The 18,622-nt window shown below is 72.8% G+C and carries 14 protein-coding genes and 1 pseudogene; 8 read left to right on the top strand and 7 right to left on the bottom strand.

Annotation, left to right across the window (positions count from 1 at the left end):
- The first annotated feature begins 174 nt into the window (after positions 1–174).
- The 3 genes from gltB (at position 175) to IE273_RS14610 (ending at position 7,120) form a co-directional block, all read left to right on the top strand.
- On the top strand, positions 175–4,773 hold the full coding sequence (gltB, locus tag IE273_RS14620; RefSeq protein WP_189815595.1) for a glutamate synthase large subunit: 4,599 nt from the start codon (positions 175–177) through the stop codon (positions 4,771–4,773).
- On the top strand, positions 4,766–6,229 hold the full coding sequence (locus IE273_RS14615; RefSeq protein ID WP_189815594.1) for a glutamate synthase subunit beta: 1,464 nt from the start codon (positions 4,766–4,768) through the stop codon (positions 6,227–6,229). The genes gltB and IE273_RS14615 overlap by 8 nt, the downstream gene beginning before the upstream one ends.
- A 165-nt stretch (positions 6,230–6,394) precedes the next feature.
- The gene (locus tag IE273_RS14610) at positions 6,395–7,120 is read left to right on the top strand and encodes a vWA domain-containing protein (protein WP_189815593.1); all 726 of its coding nucleotides are present in this window, start codon (positions 6,395–6,397) and stop codon (positions 7,118–7,120) included.
- Between the two features lie 33 nt (positions 7,121–7,153).
- On the opposite strand, the gene IE273_RS14605 is transcribed toward IE273_RS14610, so the two are convergent.
- Both IE273_RS14605 and IE273_RS14600 read right to left on the bottom strand, forming a co-directional pair.
- On the bottom strand, positions 7,154–8,107 hold the full coding sequence (locus IE273_RS14605) for an acyl-CoA dehydrogenase family protein (RefSeq protein WP_189815592.1): 954 nt from the start codon (positions 8,105–8,107) through the stop codon (positions 7,154–7,156).
- Complete coding sequence (locus IE273_RS14600; protein WP_189815591.1) at positions 8,107–9,246, bottom strand: acyl-CoA dehydrogenase family protein; 1,140 nt, start codon at positions 9,244–9,246, stop codon at positions 8,107–8,109. The genes IE273_RS14605 and IE273_RS14600 overlap by 1 nt, the downstream gene beginning before the upstream one ends.
- Before the next feature lie 67 nt (positions 9,247–9,313).
- On the opposite strand from IE273_RS14600, the gene IE273_RS14595 reads away from it, so the two are divergent.
- From IE273_RS14595 to IE273_RS14585, 3 genes are read left to right on the top strand one after another with little or no spacing between them, the layout of a single operon-like run.
- Positions 9,314–10,099 (top strand): SDR family oxidoreductase, encoded by a 786-nt coding sequence (locus IE273_RS14595; protein WP_189815590.1) that lies wholly within the window; start codon positions 9,314–9,316, stop codon positions 10,097–10,099.
- Positions 10,100–10,124: 25 nt separating this feature from the next.
- Positions 10,125–10,736 (top strand): TetR/AcrR family transcriptional regulator, encoded by a 612-nt coding sequence (locus tag IE273_RS14590; protein ID WP_189815589.1) that lies wholly within the window; start codon positions 10,125–10,127, stop codon positions 10,734–10,736.
- A 25-nt stretch (positions 10,737–10,761) separates the two neighbouring features.
- Entirely contained in the window at positions 10,762–11,919 is a 1,158-nt protein-coding gene (locus IE273_RS14585; protein ID WP_189815588.1) for an acetyl-CoA C-acetyltransferase, read from the top strand.
- 209 nt (positions 11,920–12,128) lie between these two features.
- On the opposite strand, the gene IE273_RS14580 is transcribed toward IE273_RS14585, so the two are convergent.
- The 4 genes from IE273_RS14580 to IE273_RS14565 are packed head-to-tail and all read right to left on the bottom strand — an operon-like array spanning position 12,129 to position 15,579.
- A complete protein-coding gene (locus IE273_RS14580; RefSeq protein WP_189815587.1) occupies positions 12,129–13,187 on the bottom strand; it encodes an NAD(P)H-dependent flavin oxidoreductase in 1,059 nt (352 codons plus the stop codon).
- Entirely contained in the window at positions 13,187–13,927 is a 741-nt protein-coding gene (locus tag IE273_RS14575) for a CoA-transferase subunit beta (protein WP_189815586.1), read from the bottom strand. Before IE273_RS14575 ends, IE273_RS14580 begins: the two co-directional genes overlap by 1 nt.
- The gene (locus IE273_RS14570) at positions 13,924–14,790 is read right to left on the bottom strand and encodes a CoA transferase subunit A (RefSeq protein WP_189815585.1); all 867 of its coding nucleotides are present in this window, start codon (positions 14,788–14,790) and stop codon (positions 13,924–13,926) included. The genes IE273_RS14575 and IE273_RS14570 overlap by 4 nt, the downstream gene beginning before the upstream one ends.
- A complete protein-coding gene (locus IE273_RS14565; RefSeq protein ID WP_189815584.1) occupies positions 14,791–15,579 on the bottom strand; it encodes an enoyl-CoA hydratase family protein in 789 nt (262 codons plus the stop codon).
- Between the two features lie 157 nt (positions 15,580–15,736).
- On the opposite strand from IE273_RS14565, the pseudogene IE273_RS43500 reads away from it, so the two are divergent.
- Both IE273_RS43500 and IE273_RS43495 read left to right on the top strand, forming a co-directional pair.
- Positions 15,737–16,450 (top strand): annotated as a pseudogene (locus IE273_RS43500) (SDR family oxidoreductase); the annotation flags it as partial.
- A 234-nt stretch (positions 16,451–16,684) separates the two neighbouring features.
- Entirely contained in the window at positions 16,685–17,590 is a 906-nt protein-coding gene (locus IE273_RS43495) for an SDR family oxidoreductase (protein WP_229887235.1), read from the top strand.
- Between the two features lie 146 nt (positions 17,591–17,736).
- Here the strand turns inward: IE273_RS43495 and IE273_RS14555 are convergent, their stop codons facing one another.
- Positions 17,737–18,618 (bottom strand): hypothetical protein, encoded by an 882-nt coding sequence (locus IE273_RS14555; protein ID WP_189815582.1) that lies wholly within the window; start codon positions 18,616–18,618, stop codon positions 17,737–17,739.
- Positions 18,619–18,622: the final 4 nt, after the last annotated feature.

Raw genomic sequence — 18,622 nt, 5'->3', positions numbered from 1 at the left:
GGCACCCGAGCCGCGACCGCGGCGTCCGCATGTTGGAACGGTGTTTCCGGTTCCCGAGAACCGCTCCATCATGTAACCTGCACGAAATTTTGATCTCATCGCAGATCTCACGCAGAGGGCCAACGTCGTCCCTCGGCACCTGCCACATGCCACATGACGACGACGGGAGAGCCGATGCGTACGCCGCGCCAGCCGTCCCAGCATTCCGCGAATGGCCAGAAGTGGTCGTTCATGGATGCTCGCCCTGCTGCGCAGGGTATGTACGACCCCCGCAACGAACACGACGCGTGTGGCGTCGGTTTCGTCGCCACCCTCACCGGCGAGGCGTCCCACACCCTGGTTGAGCAGGCCCTCACCGTCCTGCGCAACCTGGAGCACCGTGGCGCCACCGGCTCCGAGCCCGACTCCGGCGACGGCGCGGGCATCCTCTCGCAGGTGCCGGACGCCTTCCTCCGCGAAGTGGCCGGTTTCGACCTTCCCGCGGCCGGCTCCTATGCCGTAGGCATCGCCTTCCTGCCGGAGGACGGGACCGAGGGCGCCGTCTCACAGATCGAGACGATCGCCGCCGACGAGGGGCTGACCGTCCTCGGCTGGCGCGAGGTCCCGGTCGCCCCCGAGCTGCTGGGTGCCACCGCCCGCTCCACCATGCCGGTCTTCCGGCAGATCTTCGTCACCGCGGGCGCCGGCGAGGGCATCGCGCTGGACCGCAAGGCGTTCGTGCTGCGCAAGCGCGCCGAGCGCGAGGCCGGGGTCTACTTCCCGTCCCTGTCCGCCCGGACGATCGTCTACAAGGGCATGCTGACCACCGGCCAGCTGGAGCCCTTCTTCCCGGACCTGTCCGACCGCCGCTTCGCCTCCGCGATCGCGCTCGTGCACTCCCGGTTCTCCACGAACACCTTCCCGTCGTGGCCGCTCGCGCACCCGTACCGCTTCGTCGCGCACAACGGTGAGATCAACACCGTCAAGGGCAACCGCAACTGGATGCGCGCCCGTGAGTCGCAGCTGGTGTCGGACCTGTTCGGCTCCGACGGCAAGTCCATCGAGCGGATCTTCCCGGTCTGCACCCCGGACGCCTCCGACTCCGCCTCCTTCGACGAGGTCCTGGAGCTGCTGCACCTCGGCGGCCGTTCGCTGCCGCACTCCGTTCTGATGATGATCCCGGAGGCGTGGGAGAACCACGCCTCCATGGACCCGGCCCGGCGCGCCTTCTACCAGTTCCACTCCACGATGATGGAGCCCTGGGACGGCCCCGCCACCGTCACCTTCACCGACGGCACCCAGGTCGGCGCGGTCCTCGACCGCAACGGCCTGCGCCCCGGCCGCTACTGGGTCACCGACGAGGGCCTCGTCGTCCTCGCCTCCGAGGTCGGCGTCCTCGACATCGACCCGGCCAGGGTCGTCCGCAAGGGCCGCCTCCAGCCCGGCAGGATGTTCCTCGTCGACACCGCCGAGCACCGCATCATCGAGGACGACGAGATCAAGGCGTCCCTCGCCGCGGAGAAGCCGTACGCCGAGTGGCTGGAGGCCGGCGAGATCGAGCTGGGCGACCTGCCCGAGCGCGAGCACATCGTCCACACCCACGCCTCGGTCACCCGCCGCCAGCAGACCTTCGGCTACACCGAGGAGGAGCTGCGCGTCATCCTCGCCCCGATGGCCCGCACCGGCGCCGAGCCGATCGGCTCCATGGGCACGGACTCGCCGATCGCGGCCCTGTCCGAGCGCCCGCGGCTGCTCTTCGACTACTTCACCCAGCTGTTCGCGCAGGTCACCAACCCGCCGCTGGACGCGATCCGCGAGGAACTGGTCACCTCCCTGCGCTCGTCGCTGGGCCCGCAGGGCAACCTGCTGGAGCCGACCGCCGCGTCCTGCCGGTCCGTCGTGCTGCCCTTCCCGGTCATCGACAACGACGAGCTGGCCAAGCTCATCCACATCAACGCCGACGGCGACATGCCCGGCTTCAAGGCCGCCACGCTGTCCGGTCTGTACCGGGTCTCCGGCGGCGGTGAGGCCCTCGCCGCCCGCATCGAGGAGATCTGCGCCGAGGCGGACGCGGCGATCGGGAACGGCGCCCGCCTGATCGTCCTGTCCGACCGGCACTCCGACGCCGAGCACGCGCCGATCCCGTCGCTGCTGCTCACCGCGGCCGTCCACCACCACCTCATCCGCACCAAGCAGCGCACCCAGGTGGGCCTGCTGGTCGAGGCCGGGGACGTCCGCGAGGTCCACCACGTCGCCCTGCTCATCGGCTACGGCGCCGCCGCCGTCAACCCGTACCTGGCGATGGAGTCGGTGGAGGACCTGCTGCGCGCGGGCACCTTCATCAACGGCGTCGAGCCCGAGAAGGCCATCCGCAACCTGATCTACGCCCTCGGCAAGGGCGTCCTGAAGGTCATGTCCAAGATGGGCATCTCCACCGTCGCCTCCTACCGCGGCGCCCAGGTCTTCGAGGCCGTCGGCCTGGACGAGACCTTCGTGGAGAAGTACTTCAACGGCACCGCCACCAAGATCGGCGGCGTCGGCATCGACGTCATCGCCGAGGAGGTCGCCGCCCGCCACGCCAAGGCATACCCGGCCTCCGGCATCGCCCCGGCGCACCGCGCGCTGGAGATCGGCGGCGAGTACCAGTGGCGCCGCGAGGGCGAGCCGCACCTGTTCGACCCGGAGACGGTCTTCCGCCTCCAGCACTCCACGCGCACCGGCCGGTACGACATCTTCAAGAAGTACACCGGGCGTGTGAACGAGCAGTCCGAGCGCCTGATGACGCTGCGCGGCCTGTTCGGCTTCACGTCCGACCGGCAGCCGATCTCCATCGACGAGGTCGAGCCGGCGAGCGAGATCGTCAAGCGGTTCTCGACGGGCGCGATGTCGTACGGCTCCATCTCCAAGGAGGCGCACGAGACCCTCGCCATCGCCATGAACCAGCTGGGCGGCAAGTCCAACACCGGTGAGGGCGGCGAGGACCCGGAGCGCCTGTACGACCCGGCGCGCCGCTCGGCGATCAAGCAGGTCGCCTCCGGCCGCTTCGGCGTGACCTCCGAGTACCTGGTCAACGCGGACGACATCCAGATCAAGATGGCCCAGGGCGCCAAGCCCGGCGAGGGCGGCCAGCTGCCCGGCCACAAGGTCTACCCGTGGGTCGCCAAGACGCGTCACTCGACGCCGGGCGTCGGCCTGATCTCGCCGCCGCCGCACCACGACATCTACTCCATCGAGGACCTGGCCCAGCTGATCCACGACCTGAAGAACGCGAACCCGCAGGCGCGGGTCCACGTGAAGCTGGTCTCCGAGGTCGGCGTCGGCACGGTCGCGGCCGGTGTGTCCAAGGCGCACGCGGACGTCGTGCTCATCTCCGGCCACGACGGCGGTACCGGCGCCTCCCCGCTGACCTCGCTGAAGCACGCGGGCGGCCCCTGGGAGCTGGGCCTCGCCGAGACCCAGCAGACCCTGCTGCTCAACGGCCTGCGCGACCGCATCGTCGTCCAGACCGACGGCCAGCTCAAGACCGGCCGTGACGTGGTCATCGCCGCGCTGCTCGGCGCCGAGGAGTTCGGTTTCGCGACCGCCCCGCTCGTCGTCTCCGGCTGCGTGATGATGCGCGTCTGCCACCTGGACACCTGCCCGGTCGGCATCGCCACCCAGAACCCGGCCCTGCGCGACCGCTTCGCCGGCAAGGCCGAGTACGTGGTGAACTTCTTCCAGTTCATCGCCGAGGAGGTCCGCGAGCTCCTCGCCGAGCTGGGCTTCCGCTCCATCGAGGAGGCCGTCGGCCACGCCGAGGTGCTGGACGTCGAGCGCGCGGTCGACCACTGGAAGGCGCAGGGCCTGGACCTGGAGCCGCTGTTCCACGTGCCGGACCTGCCCGAGGGCGCGGTCCGCCACCAGCTGGTCGCCCAGGACCACGGCCTGGAGAAGGCCCTGGACAACGAGCTGATCAAGCTCGCCGCCGACGCGCTGGGCGCTTCGGACGCCACCGAGGCACAGCCGGTGCGCGCCCAGGTCGCCATCCGCAACATCAACCGCACGGTCGGCACCATGCTCGGCCACGAGGTGACGAAGAAGTTCGGTGGCGCGGGCCTGCCCGACGACACCATCGACATCACCTTCACCGGCTCGGCCGGCCAGTCCTTCGGCGCCTTCCTGCCGCGCGGTGTCACGCTCCGCCTGGAGGGCGACGCCAACGACTACGTCGGCAAGGGCCTCTCCGGCGGCCGGATCGTCGTCCGCCCGGACCGGGCCGCCGACCACCTCGCCGAGTACTCGACCATCGCGGGCAACACCATCGCCTACGGCGCCACCGGCGGCGAGCTGTTCCTGCGCGGCCGTACCGGTGAGCGGTTCTGCGTCCGCAACTCCGGCGCGCTGGTCGTCTCCGAGGGCGTGGGCGACCACGGCTGCGAGTACATGACCGGCGGTCACGCGGTCGTCCTCGGCCCGACCGGCCGCAACTTCGCGGCCGGCATGTCCGGCGGTGTCGCCTACGTCATCGACCTCGACCGCGACAACGTCAACGCCGGCAACGCCGGCTCCGTCGAGGCGCTGGACGAGACCGACAAGCAGTGGCTGCACGACGTGGTGCGCCGCCACGCCGAGGAGACCGGCTCGACGGTCGCCGAGAAGCTGCTCGCCGACTGGGCCACGGCCGTGGAGCGGTTCAGCAAGATCATCCCCAGCACGTACAAGGCAGTGCTCGCCGCCAAGGACGCCGCCGAGCGAGCCGGTCTCACCGAGACCGAGATCACCGAGAAGATGATGGAGGCGGCGATCAATGGCTGACCCGAAGGGCTTCCTGAATCACGGCCGTGAGGTCGCCAAGACCCGTCCCGTCGAAGAGCGCAAGAAGGACTGGAACGAGGTCTACGTCCCCGGCTCCCTGCTGCCGATCATCAGCAAGCAGGCCAGCCGCTGCATGGACTGCGGCATCCCCTTCTGCCACAACGGCTGTCCGCTGGGGAACCTGATCCCCGAGTGGAACGACTACGCCTACCGCGAGGACTGGGCTGCCGCCCAGGAGCGGCTGCACGCGACCAACAACTTCCCGGAGTTCACCGGTCGCCTCTGCCCGGCCCCCTGCGAGTCGGCGTGCGTGCTGGGCATCAACCAGCCGCCGGTCACCATCAAGAACGTCGAGGTCTCGATCATCGACAAGGCGTGGGAGACCGGGGACGTCGCCCCGCAGATCCCCGAGCGCCTGTCCGGCAAGACGGTCGCGGTCATCGGCTCCGGCCCGGCGGGTCTCGCCGCCGCCCAGCAGCTGACCCGGGCCGGCCACACGGTCGCCGTCTACGAGCGCGCGGACCGCGTCGGAGGTCTCCTCCGGTACGGCATCCCCGAGTTCAAGATGGAGAAGCGGCACATCAACCGCCGTATCGAGCAGATGCGCGCGGAGGGCACCCGCTTCCGCACCGGCGTCGAGATCGGCCGCGACCTCAAGGCGACCGACCTGAAGAAGCGGTACGACGCGGTCGTCCTGGCCGTCGGTGCCACGACCGCCCGTGACCTGCCGGTGCCCGGCCGCGAGCTCAAGGGCGTCTACCAGGCCATGGAGTACCTGCCGCTGGCCAACAAGGTCCAGGAGGGCGACTACGTCACCACGCCGATCTCGGCCGAGGGCAAGCACGTCGTCGTCATCGGCGGCGGTGACACCGGCGCGGACTGCGTGGGCACCGCCCACCGGCAGGGCGCGGCCTCCGTCACCCAGCTGGAGATCATGCCCCGCCCGAACGACGACCGGCACCCGACGAACCAGCCCTGGCCGACCTTCCCGATGCTCTACAAGGTCACCAGCGCGCACGAGGAGGGCGGCGAGCGGGTCTACTCCGTCTCCACCACCCACTTCGAGGGCGACGAGGACGGCAACGTCCAGTGGCTGCACCTCACCGAGGTGGAGTTCATCGACGGCAAGCTCACCCCGAAGCCGGGCACCGAGCGCAAGATCCCCGCTCAGCTGGTCACCCTCGCCATGGGCTTCACCGGCACCGACCGGGAGAACGGCCTGGTGGAGCAGTTCGGCCTGGAGCTCGATGAACGCGGTAACATCGCCCGCGACGCCGACTTCCAGACCAACGTGCCGGGTGTGTTCGTCGCCGGTGACGCCGGCCGCGGCCAGTCCCTCATCGTGTGGGCGATCGCGGAGGGCCGCTCGGCCGCCCGCGGAGTCGACCGCTTCCTGACCGGAGCCAGCGACCTGCCGGCCCCGATCCGCCCGACGGACCGCGCCCTGGCGGTCTGACGCGCGCACAACGGACCCCAGGTCCCGCACAGACGTCCCGTACAAAGGCGTACGGAACATGAACGGCGCCTGCCCGCCTGTCCCCGACCGGACGACTGGGCAGGCGTCGTCGCATATACGTCGTACGGGTACGCTCGGGCGCCGGAACAGCCGAGGGGGGAGATCATGGCCGCGATCAGTCTGCGCAAGGTGGAGGAGACCGCGCCCGCGCTGGTCGGCGCCTACCGGTCGGCGGGGGTGTCCCTGCGCAAGCACGGCCTGGACGGACTGCGGGCCGCCGTCTACCTCGTGGTCGACTACTCGGGCTCGATGAGGCCGTACTACCAGGACGGCAGTGTGCAGGCGCTCGCCGACCGGGTGCTCGGCCTGTCCGCGCACCTGGACGACGACGGCCGGGTGCCCGTCGTGTTCTTCTCCACGGACGTCGACGCGGTCACCGACATCGCCCTCGCCGGACACGAGGGCCGCGTCGAGCGGATCGTGGCCGGGCTCGGCCACATGGGCAGGACCAGCTACCACCTGGCGATGGACGCCGTCATCGACCACTACCTGGACAGCGGCGCCACCACCCCCGCCCTCGTCGTCTTCCAGACCGACGGCGGCCCCATCAGCAAGCTCGCCGCCGAGCGCTATCTGTGCAAGGCCGCGCGGCTCCCGCTGTTCTGGCAGTTCGTCGGCTTCGGTGACCCCGGCAGCCGGCAGTTCGAGTTCCTGCGCAAGCTGGACGAACTGGCGGTCCCCGGCAAGCGGATCGTGGACAACGCCGGCTTCTTCCACGCCGGCCAGGACCCGCGCCGGGTCTCCGACGCAGAGCTGTACGACCGTCTCGTCGGCGAGTTCCCGAGGTGGCTCACGGCCGCGCGCGCGGCGGGCGTCGTACGACCGGACTGACACGACGACCTCGCGTCGATCCGCCACCACCTCTCAGAGCCCGTCCGTGAGCACCAGGTCACGGCACTCCTCGGGCGTCCCCCACGCCGAGCGCAGCGCCCGGGCCTTGGACAGCCACAGGGACAGGTCGTACTCCGCCGTGTACCCGATCGCGCCGTGCAGGTGCAGCGCCGTACGGGCCGTCCGGTACGCCGCCTCGCACGCCGTGAGCTTGGCGGCGGCCACCTCCGCCGGGCGCAGGGACACCGCCGCGCCGAACAGCAGGGGGCGGGCGAACTCCAGGGCGGTCTTCGCGTCGGCCAGGCGGTGCTTGACGGCCTGGAAGGAGCCGACGGGGACGCCGAACTGGGTGCGCTGCCTCACATACGTGACGGTCCGGTCGAGCAGGGCGAGGCCGACACCGAGGGCCTGGGCGGCGGTGGCCAGGCGGGTCCAGGTGAGTGCCCGGTCGTACGGCGCGTCGGGGGTGAGGAGTTCACCGGCGGGGGAGAGCGCGGTCAGCCGGCGGGCCGGGTCCAGGGAGCGGCGCACGGGGCCGGGGGCCGCCGTGGACAGGCACAGGCCGTCGGGGGCCGGGACCAGACGGAGGGACGCGGCGTCGCCGTCGAGGGCGCAGCCGCCGGGCGCCGCCACGGTCGCCATGTCCGTGCCGGCCGCGAGCCCCGGCAGGAAGCGCTCGGCCAGCGGGGGCTCGGCGAGGAGCACGGCCGCCGCGACCGTCTCCGCGAGCGGGCCGGGTACGGCGTGGCGGCCCAGCTCCACGAAGGCCACCGCCAGTTCCACCGGGTGCGGCCCCGCCCCGCCGTACTCCTCCGGCACCGCCAGACCGAACACCCCCACCTCGGCGATCCGCGACCACAGCGCGCGCCCGCGCGTGTGGTCCCCCCGGCTCCAGTCCCGGACCGCCGCCGGGGTGTCCGCCGCGCTCAGCATCGCGTGCAGCGTGTCGGCGAGGGCGCGCTGGCCGGCGTCGAGGAGGAAGAGCATCAGCGGCGTCCCTTCGGCAGGCCGAGCAGCCGCTCGGCGACGATGTCCCGCTGGATCTCGTTCGTGCCCGCGTAGACCGGCCCCGCCAGCGAGAAGACGTACCCCTCCGACCAGGCGCCGTCCGCCAGTTCGCCGTCCGCGCCCAGCAGATCGAGCGCCGTCTCGTGCAGGGCGAGGTCCAGCTCGGACCAGAACACCTTGTTCATGCTGGACTCCGGGCCGAGCCGGGCGCCGTCCAGGACCCGGGAGGCGGCGGCGTAGGTGAACAACTGGTAGGCACGGGCCGCGATCAGGGCGTCGGCCACCCGGGCGCGGGCGTGCTCCGGCGCACCCCGGGCCCGCCACAGCTCGCGCAGCCGGGCGGCGGAGGCGAGGAAACGGCCCGGGGAGCGCAGGGTGAGCCCGCGTTCGTCGCCCGCCGTGGACATCGCGATCCGCCAGCCCTGGCCCGGCGCGCCGATCACGTCCTCGTCCGGGACGAACACCTCGTCGAGGAACAGCTCCGCGAAGGCCGGCTTGCCGTCCAGCCGGCCGATCGGGCGGACGGTGACGCCGGGCGCCCGCAGGTCGAACATCAGGTACGTGAGCCCCTCGTGCCGCCTGGGAGCGTCGGGATCACTGCGGAACAGGCCGAAGGCCCGGTCCGCGAACGCGGCGCGCGAGGACCAGGTCTTCTGCCCGCGCAGCCGCCAGCCGCCGTCCGCGCGCACCGCCCGTGAGGTGAGCGCGGCGAGGTCCGAGCCCGCCTCCGGCTCCGACCATGCCTGCGCCCAGACCACCTCACCGGTGGCCATCGGCGGCAGCACGCGCGCGCGTTGCTCCTCCGTGCCGTACGCGAAGAGGGTCGGCGCGAGCAGGCTGACGCCGTTCTGGCCGACCCGGCCGGGCGCGCCCGCCGCCCAGTACTCCTCCTCGAACACCAGCCAGCGCAGCAGCCCGGCGTCCCGTCCGCCGAACCGCTCCGGCCACGACACCACCGACCAGCGGTCCGCGGCCAGTTCGGCCTCCCACGCGCGGTGGGCCGCGAAGCCCTCCTCCGTCTCCAGGGACGGCAGCGGCGTACGCGGCACGTGCGCGGCCAGCCAGGACCGGGCCGCGGCGCGGAACTCCTCGTCGGCCGGAGAGTGGGTCAGGTCCACGATCGCCGCCTTCCTTCCGGTGCCGCCCATCTTCCCTAACAAGTGTTTGGTAGGTTAGCGTGGCCCTATGACAGGCGTCGAGAGCCCGGCCTACACACCCGGGCACGGACTGCTGCGCGGGCGCACCGCCGTCGTCACCGCGGCGGCCGGCACCGGCATCGGCGGAGCCACCGCGCGCCGCTTCCTGGAGGAGGGCGCCCGGGTCCTGATCAGCGACGCCCACCCGCGCCGACTGAAGGAGCACGAGGCCGCGCTGGGCCGTCAGTTCCCCGGCGCGGTCGCCGCGGTGCCGTGCGACGTCACCGACGAGGCCCAGGTGCGGGCCATGTTCGACGCGGCCGTCGCCGCCCACGGACGGCTGGACATCGTCGTCAACAACGCCGGCCTCGGCGGCACTTCGGCCCTCGTCGACATGACCGACGACCAGTGGTCCCGAGTCCTGGACGTCACCCTGAACGGCACCTTCCGCTGCACCCGGGCCGCCCTGCGCGCCATGCGCGGGAGCGGCGGCGGGGTGATCGTCAACAACGCCTCCGTCGTCGGCTGGCGCGCCCAGGCCGGACAGGCCCACTACGCCGCCGCCAAGGCCGGTGTGATGGCGCTGACCCGCTGCGCGGCGATCGAGGCCGCCGCGTACGGCGTGCGGGTCAACGCGGTCGCCCCCAGCCTCGCCATGCACCCCCACCTGGAGAAGGTCACCTCCGCCGAACTGCTGGCCGAGCTGACCCGACGGGAGGCCTTCGGGCGGTACGCGCAGCCCTGGGAGGTGGCCAACGTGATCGTCTTCCTCGCCTCCGGCTACTCCTCCTACCTGACCGGCGAGGTCGTCGCCGTCAGCAGCCAGCACCCCTGACGGGCGGGCAGACCACAATGGGTGCGTGCCGACCAAGAAGAAGCCCCAGGTGACCGCGGCAGCGGCCCGGCGCGGAGAGCTCCTGAGCACCGCCGCCGAGGTCTTCGCCGAGCACGGCTACAACGCCACCACCGTCCGCAGGATCGCCGACCACGCAGGGATGCTCGCGGGCAGCCTCTACTACCACTTCGACTCCAAGGAGTCGATGCTTGAGGAGATCCTGCGGACCTTCCTCGACGAGCTCTGGGACGGCTACGACACCGTCCTCGCCTCCGGACTCGGGCCCCGCGAGACGCTGGAGGCGCTGGTCACCGAGTCCTTCCGGGAGATCGACCGGCACCGCGCGGCCGTCGCGATCTACCAGAAGGAGAGCAGACAGCTCGTCGCCCAGGACCGGTTCGCCTTCCTCGCCGAGTCCCAGCGCCGGTTCGAGAAGGCCTGGCTCAGCACGCTGGAACGCGGGGTCGCCGAGCGGGTCTTCCGCGCGGACCTGGACGTCCGGCTCACCTACCGGTTCGTCCGCGACACCGTGTGGGTCGCCGCCTCCTGGTACCGGCCCGGCGGCAAGCACAGCCCCGAGGAGATCGCTCGCCAGTACCTGTCGATGGTCCTGGACGGGATCGCCGTACGCGAATAGCCCCCTTCCTACAGTGGGAGTTGCCATGGCCGAGGCCTACATCGTCGAAGCGGTCCGCACACCGGTCGGGCGGCGCGGGGGAGGACTCGCCGCGGTCCACCCGGCCGACCTGGGTGCGCGGGTGCTCACCGCGCTGGTGGAGCGCTCCGGGATCGACCCGGCCGCCGTGGACGACGTGGTCTTCGGCTGCCTGGACACGGTCGGACCGCAGGCCGGTGACATCGCCCGCACCTGCTGGCTGGCCGCGGGCCTCCCCGAGGAGGTGCCCGGCGTCACCGTCGACCGGCAGTGCGGCTCCTCCCAGCAGGCCGTGCACTTCGCCGCGCAGGCCGTGCTCTCCGGCACCCAGGACCTGGTGGTCGCCGGCGGGGTGCAGAACATGTCCCAGGTCCCCATCGCCTTCGCCTCCCGGCAGGCCGCCGTCCCCCTCGGCCTGACCGAGGGCCCCTTCCTCGGCAGCACCGGCTGGCGCGCCCGCTACGGCGACCGGCCCGTCAACCAGTTCGCCGGCGCCGAGACGATCGCCGCCCAGTGGGGGATCGGCCGCGAGGAACAGGAGGAGTTCGCCCTGCGTTCGCACCGGCGCGCGATCTGGGCGATCGACACCGGGCGCTTCTCCCGCGAGACCGTCCCGTGCGGCCAGGTCACCGTGGACGAGGGCCCGCGCCGGGACACCTCCCTGGAGAAGATGGCCGCCCTGCGCCCGGTCCTCGACGGCGGCACCGTCACCGCGGCCTGCTCCTCCCAGGTCTCCGACGGGGCCGCGGCCCTGCTGCTCGCCTCCGAACGGGCCGTACACGACCACGGGTTGCGCCCGCGCGCCCGCGTCCACCACCTCTCCGCGCGCGGCGAGGACCCCATCCGCATGCTCACCGCGCCCATCCCGGCCACCGCGCACGCCCTGAAGAAGACCGGCCTGACCCTCGACGCCATCGACCTCGTGGAGATCAACGAGGCCTTCGCGCCGGTCGTCCTCGCCTGGCTGAAGGAGACCGGCGCCGACCCCGGCAAGGTCAACGTCAACGGCGGCGCCATCGCCCTCGGCCACCCCCTCGGCGCGACCGGCGCCCGGCTGATGACGACCCTCCTGCACGAACTGGAGCGCACCGGTGGCCGCTACGGCCTCCAGACCATGTGCGAGGGCGGCGGCCAGGCCAATGTGACGATCATCGAACGGCTGTGACGCCACGGTGGGTCGGCCGGCCGGTGACGCCCGGCGAACGGCCGTGACCGAGTGCCGGGACGGCGGCGCGACTGCGGCCGGCTGACGATCGCCGAACCGCTGCGACCGTGCGGTGGGACGACGGCGCACCGCATGGTCGCATGACCGTCACCCGGCCCGCTCTCAGCGCCCTCCGTCCGGCGAGCACCTCCTCCGCCTCCTGGTGACCGTCACCGGCCCGCTCTCAGCCCCGTCAGTCCGGCGAGCACCTCCTCCGCCTCCTGCGTGATCCGCTCCACCAGCTCCGCGCACGACGGCAGGTCGTCGATCACCCCGGCGACCTGCCCCGCCGCCATCACCCCCAGATCCGTACGGCCGTCCACCATCGCCGACTTCAGCAGCATCGGCGTGTTCGCGGCCAGCAGCACCTGACTCCAGGACAGCTCCTTGCCGTGCCGGAGGGCGAGGCCGTCGCGGACCAGCTGCCGCCAGGTGAGCCCCGACAGCCGCCGGAAACCCGCCGCCCGCCGCGCCGCGTGCGCGAAGCCGCGTATCCGGCCCGACCGCTCCAGCGCCGCCACCAGGTCGGTGCGCAGCATCCGGTGCGGCAGTCCGTCCACCGCCCGGGTCACCGTGACGTCCCGGACCGTCGCCGCCAGGTACCTGGCCTTCACCGCGTCCGGCACCGTCGAGTCGGAGGTCAGCAGGAACCGCGTGCCCATCGCCACCCCGGCCGCCCCGTACGCCAGCGCCGCCACCAGCCCCCGCCCGTCGAAGAAGCCGCCCGCCGCCACGACCGGTATCCGCACCGCGTCCACCACCTGCGGCAGCAGCACGCTCGTCGCCACCTCCCCGGTGTGCCCGCCGCCCTCGCCGCCCTGGACGAGCACCGCGTCCGCGCCCCAGGCCGCCACCTTCTCGGCGTGCCGCCGGGCGCCGACGGACGGGATCACCAGCACACCCGCCGCCTTCAGCTCGGCGATCAGCTCGGCGGACGGGGCCAGCGCGAAGGAGGCCACCCGGACGCCCTCCTCCAACAGGACCCGCACCCGGTCCGGCGCGTCGCCCGCGTCGGCCCGGAGGTTCACCCCGAACGGCGCGTCCGTACGGGACCGCACCTCCCGTATCGCCTCCCGCAGCCGGTCGAGGGGCATCGTGGCGGAGGCCAGGATGCCGAGGGCGCCGGCGTTCGCCGCCGCCGAGACCAGGCGCGGCCCGGCCACCCACCCCATCCCGGTCTGCACGATCGGATGACGGACCCCGACCAGCCGGGTGAGCGCGGTCTCCATCAGCTCCCCGCCCCTTCCGGCACCTCGCGCGCCCGTGCCCCCGCCGGGTCCAGCACCTCACGGATCAGCCGCACCTCCTGCGCCCCGGGCTCCCGGGTGAACGGCACGTCGTCCGGCACGGCCAGCGGGAACCCCGTCGCCTCCCGCACCCGCTCCACGCTCACCCCCGGATGCACCGAGACCAGCCGCATCGAGTGGTCGGCCGTGGCGAAGTCGAAGACGCCGAGGTCGGTGACGACCCGCGCCAGACGATGGAAGCGGGCCGCGCCGCCCAGTCCCGCCGCCCGGTCGTACCCCACCCCGCACACCATGTCCACCCGCTCCACGAACACCCGCCGGGAGTGCCTGGGGACCCAGTAACTCGTCGGATTGTTCAGCGTGTTGAGCGGCGCGCCACGCACTCCGAGCAACTGTCTGCGGGGCAGCGCCCAGTCGCCTACGCAGGAGATGTTCTGGTTGCCGTACCGGTCGAGCTGGCTCGCGCCCATCATCACGTGCCGCCGGCCGCCCGCCACCAGCTCCAGGTGCTGCCGGTAGGGCAGCCAGCCCTCCGGTGTGCCGTCCGGGCGGACCAGCAGGGCCTCGCCGTCGGTCAGCAGCAGGTCCGGCGCGAACGTGAGCCGGGCCAGCCGCGCGCCCAGCGACGGGATCAGCCCCATCGGACTGGCCAGGACCTCCCCGGCGCCCCGCCAGGCCTCGGCACACGCGATCACGCAGTACTCGGCGCGGGTGAACCTCACCGCTCCTCCTCCTTCCGCTCCTCCTCTTTCCGCCAGTCCCGGACCGCCGCCCGGTAGGCGGCCTCGTCCGCGCCGAGGAACCGTGCGGCGAACTCCGGCCAGGGCGTGGTCGCGTACCGCCGCTGGAACTCCTCGTCCCTGCCGTACTCCGGCGCGCAGGACGTGAAGTGCGCGCCGTTCGGCGCCTCCACCACACCCGTCACCGAGAGCCGCTTGAGCAGCAGCGACTGCGGGGCGGCCCCCTTGGTCAACCCGGCCGTGTCCACGATCTGTTCACAGGAGACGTAGGCCGCGTCCGCCGCCTCGCAGAACAGGTCGTCGAAGTACGGGTCCGGGCCGAGGTACTGTCCGTTGCCCAGCCGGTCGGCGCGGTTGACGTGCACCAGGGCCGCGTCCAGCCGCAGCGCGGGCATGGCCACCAGCGTCTCCCCGTCCGCGTACGGCGACGTCACCGTCCTGAGGTCCGGGTTGACCCGCATCACGTCCGAGCCGAGCCCCGCCCGCACCGGAAGGAAGGGCAGGCGCTGCGCCGCGGCCCGCAGCCCGCACTGGAACATCCCCTCGTCGACCTCCGTCAGCGCGAAGCCGCCGCGCTCACGCGCCGCCCGGTAGTGCGGTTCCAGCGGGATGGAGTCCAGGGTGACGAAAGCGGTGACCAGCCTGCGGATCCGGCCGGCGGCGGCCAGCATGCCGACGTCCGGGCCGCCGTACGAGACGACCGTCAGATCGCCGATGTCCGACCGCAGCAGCGTTCGGACCAGCGCCATCGGCTTGCGACGGGAGCCCCAGCCGCCGATGCCGAGGGTCATGCCGCTCGCCAGCCGGGAGACCACCTCCTCGGCGGTCATCGTCTTGTCGCCCATCTACGCCCCCTTCTCCACGGAGTCCCGGGCGTCGTGGCGCGTGCCCGAGCCCCCGGACGTCCCGAACGTGGCGCGGACCCGGTCGGCCAGGCCGCTGAGGTTGGCCTCGAACGTGAAGCCCTGCTCGAAGCGGTAGCTGCGGCGCACGTCGACCGGATCGATGCCGTTGATGGCCGACTTGGCCATGCGCAGCAGCCGTCCGTCCTTGGCGGCGATCTCCCGGGCCAGTTCCAGCGCCGCCCCCGCCAGCTCCGCGCGCGGCACCACCCGCCAGACCGAGCCGTGCCCGTGCAACTCGGCCGCGCTCGCCGTGCGCCCGGTGTAGTACAGCGCGCGCATCAGGTGCTGCGGGACCAGCCGGGCCAGATGGGTCGCCGCGCCCAGCGCACCCCGGTCCAGCTCGGGCAGCCCGAAGACGGCGTCCTCGCTCGCCACCACCGCGTCCGCTGTGCCCACCAGGCCGATCCCGCCCCCCAGACAGAAGCCCTGCACCGCCGCGACGACCGGGGTCTCGCACTCGTAGACCGCCGCGAAGGCCTCCGCACAGCCCTGGTTCGCGCCGATCAGCGCCTCCTGCCCCGCCGCCTGTATCTCCTTGATGTCCACGCCCGCGTTGAACCCGCGTCCCTCGGCGGCCAGGACCACGCAGCGGATCTCCGGGTCCCGGCCGGCCGCGCGCACGGCGTCGGCCAGGTCGAACCAGCCACGGACCGGCAGCGCGTTGACCGGCGGGTAGTCGACGGTGACTACGGAAATCCCCGTTTCCGGGGACGAACGGGAGACACCCATGGGCGCATCAGCTACCTTTCCACCAAACATTTGTTAGGTGCGAGGCTTCGAAGCTAGCAGTCGGCGCGGACAAGCGGGAGGCCCTGTGGACAACGGCCCTGTGGACAACCACCCTGTGGGCAACGGCCCCGCGGGCAGCGGCCCTGTGGACAACTCGCTGCGCGGCAGCACGGTGGTCGTCACCGGCGGCACCCGGGGGGTGGGCGCGGGGATCGCCCGGGCCTTCGCCGAGGCGGGCGCCCGAGTCCTGACCTGCGCCCGCAGACCGCCCGAACAGCCCTGTGAAGGCGTCGAGTTCGCGCCCCTCGACCTGCGCGACCCGCCCGCCGTCCGGGCCTTCTTCGCCGCACTGCCCCGGCTGGACGTGCTGGTCAACAACGCCGGCGGCACCCCGTACCGGCACCTGGCCGACGCCGACGCCGAACGGCACGCCAAGGTCATCGAGTTGAACCTGGTCACCCCGCTGACCGCGTCCCTCGCGGCCTACGACCACCTCAGGCGCGCCAGGGGCTCCATCGTGATGGTGGGCAGCGTCAGCGGAAGCCGCCCGTCGCCCGGCTCCGCCGCCTACGGCGCGGCCAAGGCCGGGCTCGCGAACCTGGCGGCCTCCATGGCCGTGGAGTGGGCGCCGGAGATCCGCGTCAACACCCTCGTCGTCGGCATGGTCCACACCGACCTGGCGCCGCTGCACTACGGCGGCCCCGACGGCATCGCCGCCGTCTCCCGCACCGTCCCGCTGGGCCGGCTGGCCCTCCCCGCCGACGTCGGCGCCGCCGCCGTGTTCCTCGCCTCCGACGCCGCCGCCTACATCAGCGGGGCGAGCCTGCACGTGCACGGCGGCGGGGAACGGCCGGCCTTCCTGGACGCCGCCGAGCCTCGCGCCGCCGAACGTCGTGCCGCCGAGCCTCGTGCCGCCGACCCCGCACCGCCGCCGACCCCCGCATCGCCGTCGAACCCCACGGCGCCGAACGTCGTGCCGCTGAACCCCGTACCGCCGAACCCCGTACCGCCGTCGAACCCCACGGCGCCGAACGTCGTGCCGCCGAACCCCGTACCGCCGAATCCCACGTCCCCGACGCGTCGCCCCCAGGGAAAGAGAGCTGAGATGAACGGAATCTGTGCGGACCGGGTCGTCGTCGTCACCGGTGCCGGCCGGGGGCTCGGCCGTGCGCACGCCCTGGCCTTCGCCGCCGAGGGCGCCAGGGTCGTCGTCAACGACCTGGGCGTCGCCCTCGACGGCGCCCCGGACGCCGAGCGGCCGGCGGAGGCCGTCGCGGCCGAGATCCGGGCGGCGGGCGGTGACGCGGTCGCCCACGGCGCCGACATCGCCACCGGCGAGGGGGCGGCCGACCTGATCCGCACGGCCGTCGAGACGTACGGCCGGCTCGACACGCTCGTCAGCAACGCCGGGTTCCTGCGCGACCGCATGCTGGTCAACCTCGGCGAGGACGACTGGGACGCCGTGATCCGCGTCCACCTCAGGGGCCACTTCCTGCCGCTGCGGCACGCCGCCGCGCACTGGCGGGCCGAGGCCAGGGCCGGGCGGACCCCAGTGGCCCGGGTCGTGCACACCAGCAGCGGAGCCGGCCTGCTCGGCTCGGTCGGGCAGGGCAACTACAGCGCCGCCAAGGCCGGGATCGTCGGGCTCACCCTGGTCGCGGCGGCCGAACTGGCCCGCTACGGCGTCCAGGTCAACGCCGTGGCGCCGGCCGCCCGCACCCGCATGACGGAACGTACCTTCGCCACGACCATGGCGGCCCCGGCCGCCGGTTTCGACGCCATGGCACCCGAGAACGTCTCCCCGCTCGTCGTCTGGCTCGGCTCGGCCGGGAGCGCGGGTGTGACCGGCCGCGTGTTCGAGACGGAAGGTGGCCGGATCACCGTCATGGAGGGCTGGCGCCCCGGCCCCACCGCCGACAAGGGGGCGCGGTGGACACCGGCGGAGGCGGGGGAGGCGGCCCGGAAGCTGCTGGGGCAGGCGGAGCCGCCGGGGAGGGTGTACGGGGTGTAGATCCCGGTCAGCGTGCCGTTGGTGAACGTGGTGCCGACAGCGGTGCCGGGGAAGCCGGCCGGGGGAGCGTCCGGGATCTTCTCCACGGCTCAGCGGTTCGGGGGCGCACTGGGCGAGGGGAGTGCCTGCGCCCCTTGCGGCGAACGCTACGTGTCGCACTCCAGCACCGTCCGGCACAACCCGCACCGCGCCCGTACCCGCCCCCGCACCGGCACCCTGATCCGCTGGTGGCAGGTGGGGCACGGGAAGGTCACCCCGAGGTGGCCGCCGCTGTCGGGGGCGAAGGTGTACGGGGCGGCCGGCGGGGCGCCTGAGGCGTGCCGGCGGTCGTGGGCGTAGCGGCGGCGGCCCGCCCAGCCGGCCGCCGTCAGCGGCGGCTGCTGCTCGTCCTGGCGGGCCCGGGCCATCCCCTTGACGTAGGCGGTGTAGGCCTGCGGGCTGGTGAACCACACCGAGGGGTCCTCCTGGAGGAGCAGGGCCCGCTTGGCCAGGACGTAACCGAACTCCTCCGGGGTGAGATAGCCGAGTTTCTGCGACGAGACCCCGTCCTCCCGGTAGGCGTCCAGCAGCAGCCAGCCCGCGCCCAGGTAGGTCGTCGCCGTGTCCGTGAGGATCTCGTTCTCCGCCGTGGTGGGGAAGGCGAGATCCAGGCGGTGCAGGTAGACGTGCGCCACCTCGTGGGCGAGCGCGGCGCCGATGTCCCTGCGATGGGTGCGGAACCGGTCGTTCAGCTCGACGAAGTACTCGGGTCCCGCCGCGAGTTCGACGTTCGCCGCGTGGGTCATCTCCCGGAAGCCGACGATCAGCCGCGCGTCCGGCAGCCGGAAGTGCCGCACGATCTCCCGGGCCACCCGCTGCGCGCCCAGATGCAGGTCGTCGGTGTCGCAGAAGGCCACGTCGGCCGGGGCCACGCTGACCGAGAACGTCTCGATGGTGTCGCGGGACAGGCGCCGGTACAGCGCGGTGATGGCGGCCCGCACCGTCTCCAGGTGCGGGTAGCCGTGCTGGACCGGTCCGCCGTTCCCCACGTCG

Source organism: Streptomyces olivaceoviridis (genome assembly GCF_014650115.1).
Taxonomy (GTDB): Bacteria; Actinomycetota; Actinomycetes; order Streptomycetales; family Streptomycetaceae; genus Streptomyces; species Streptomyces olivaceoviridis.
This window is presented reverse-complemented; position numbering and strand designations above follow the sequence as displayed.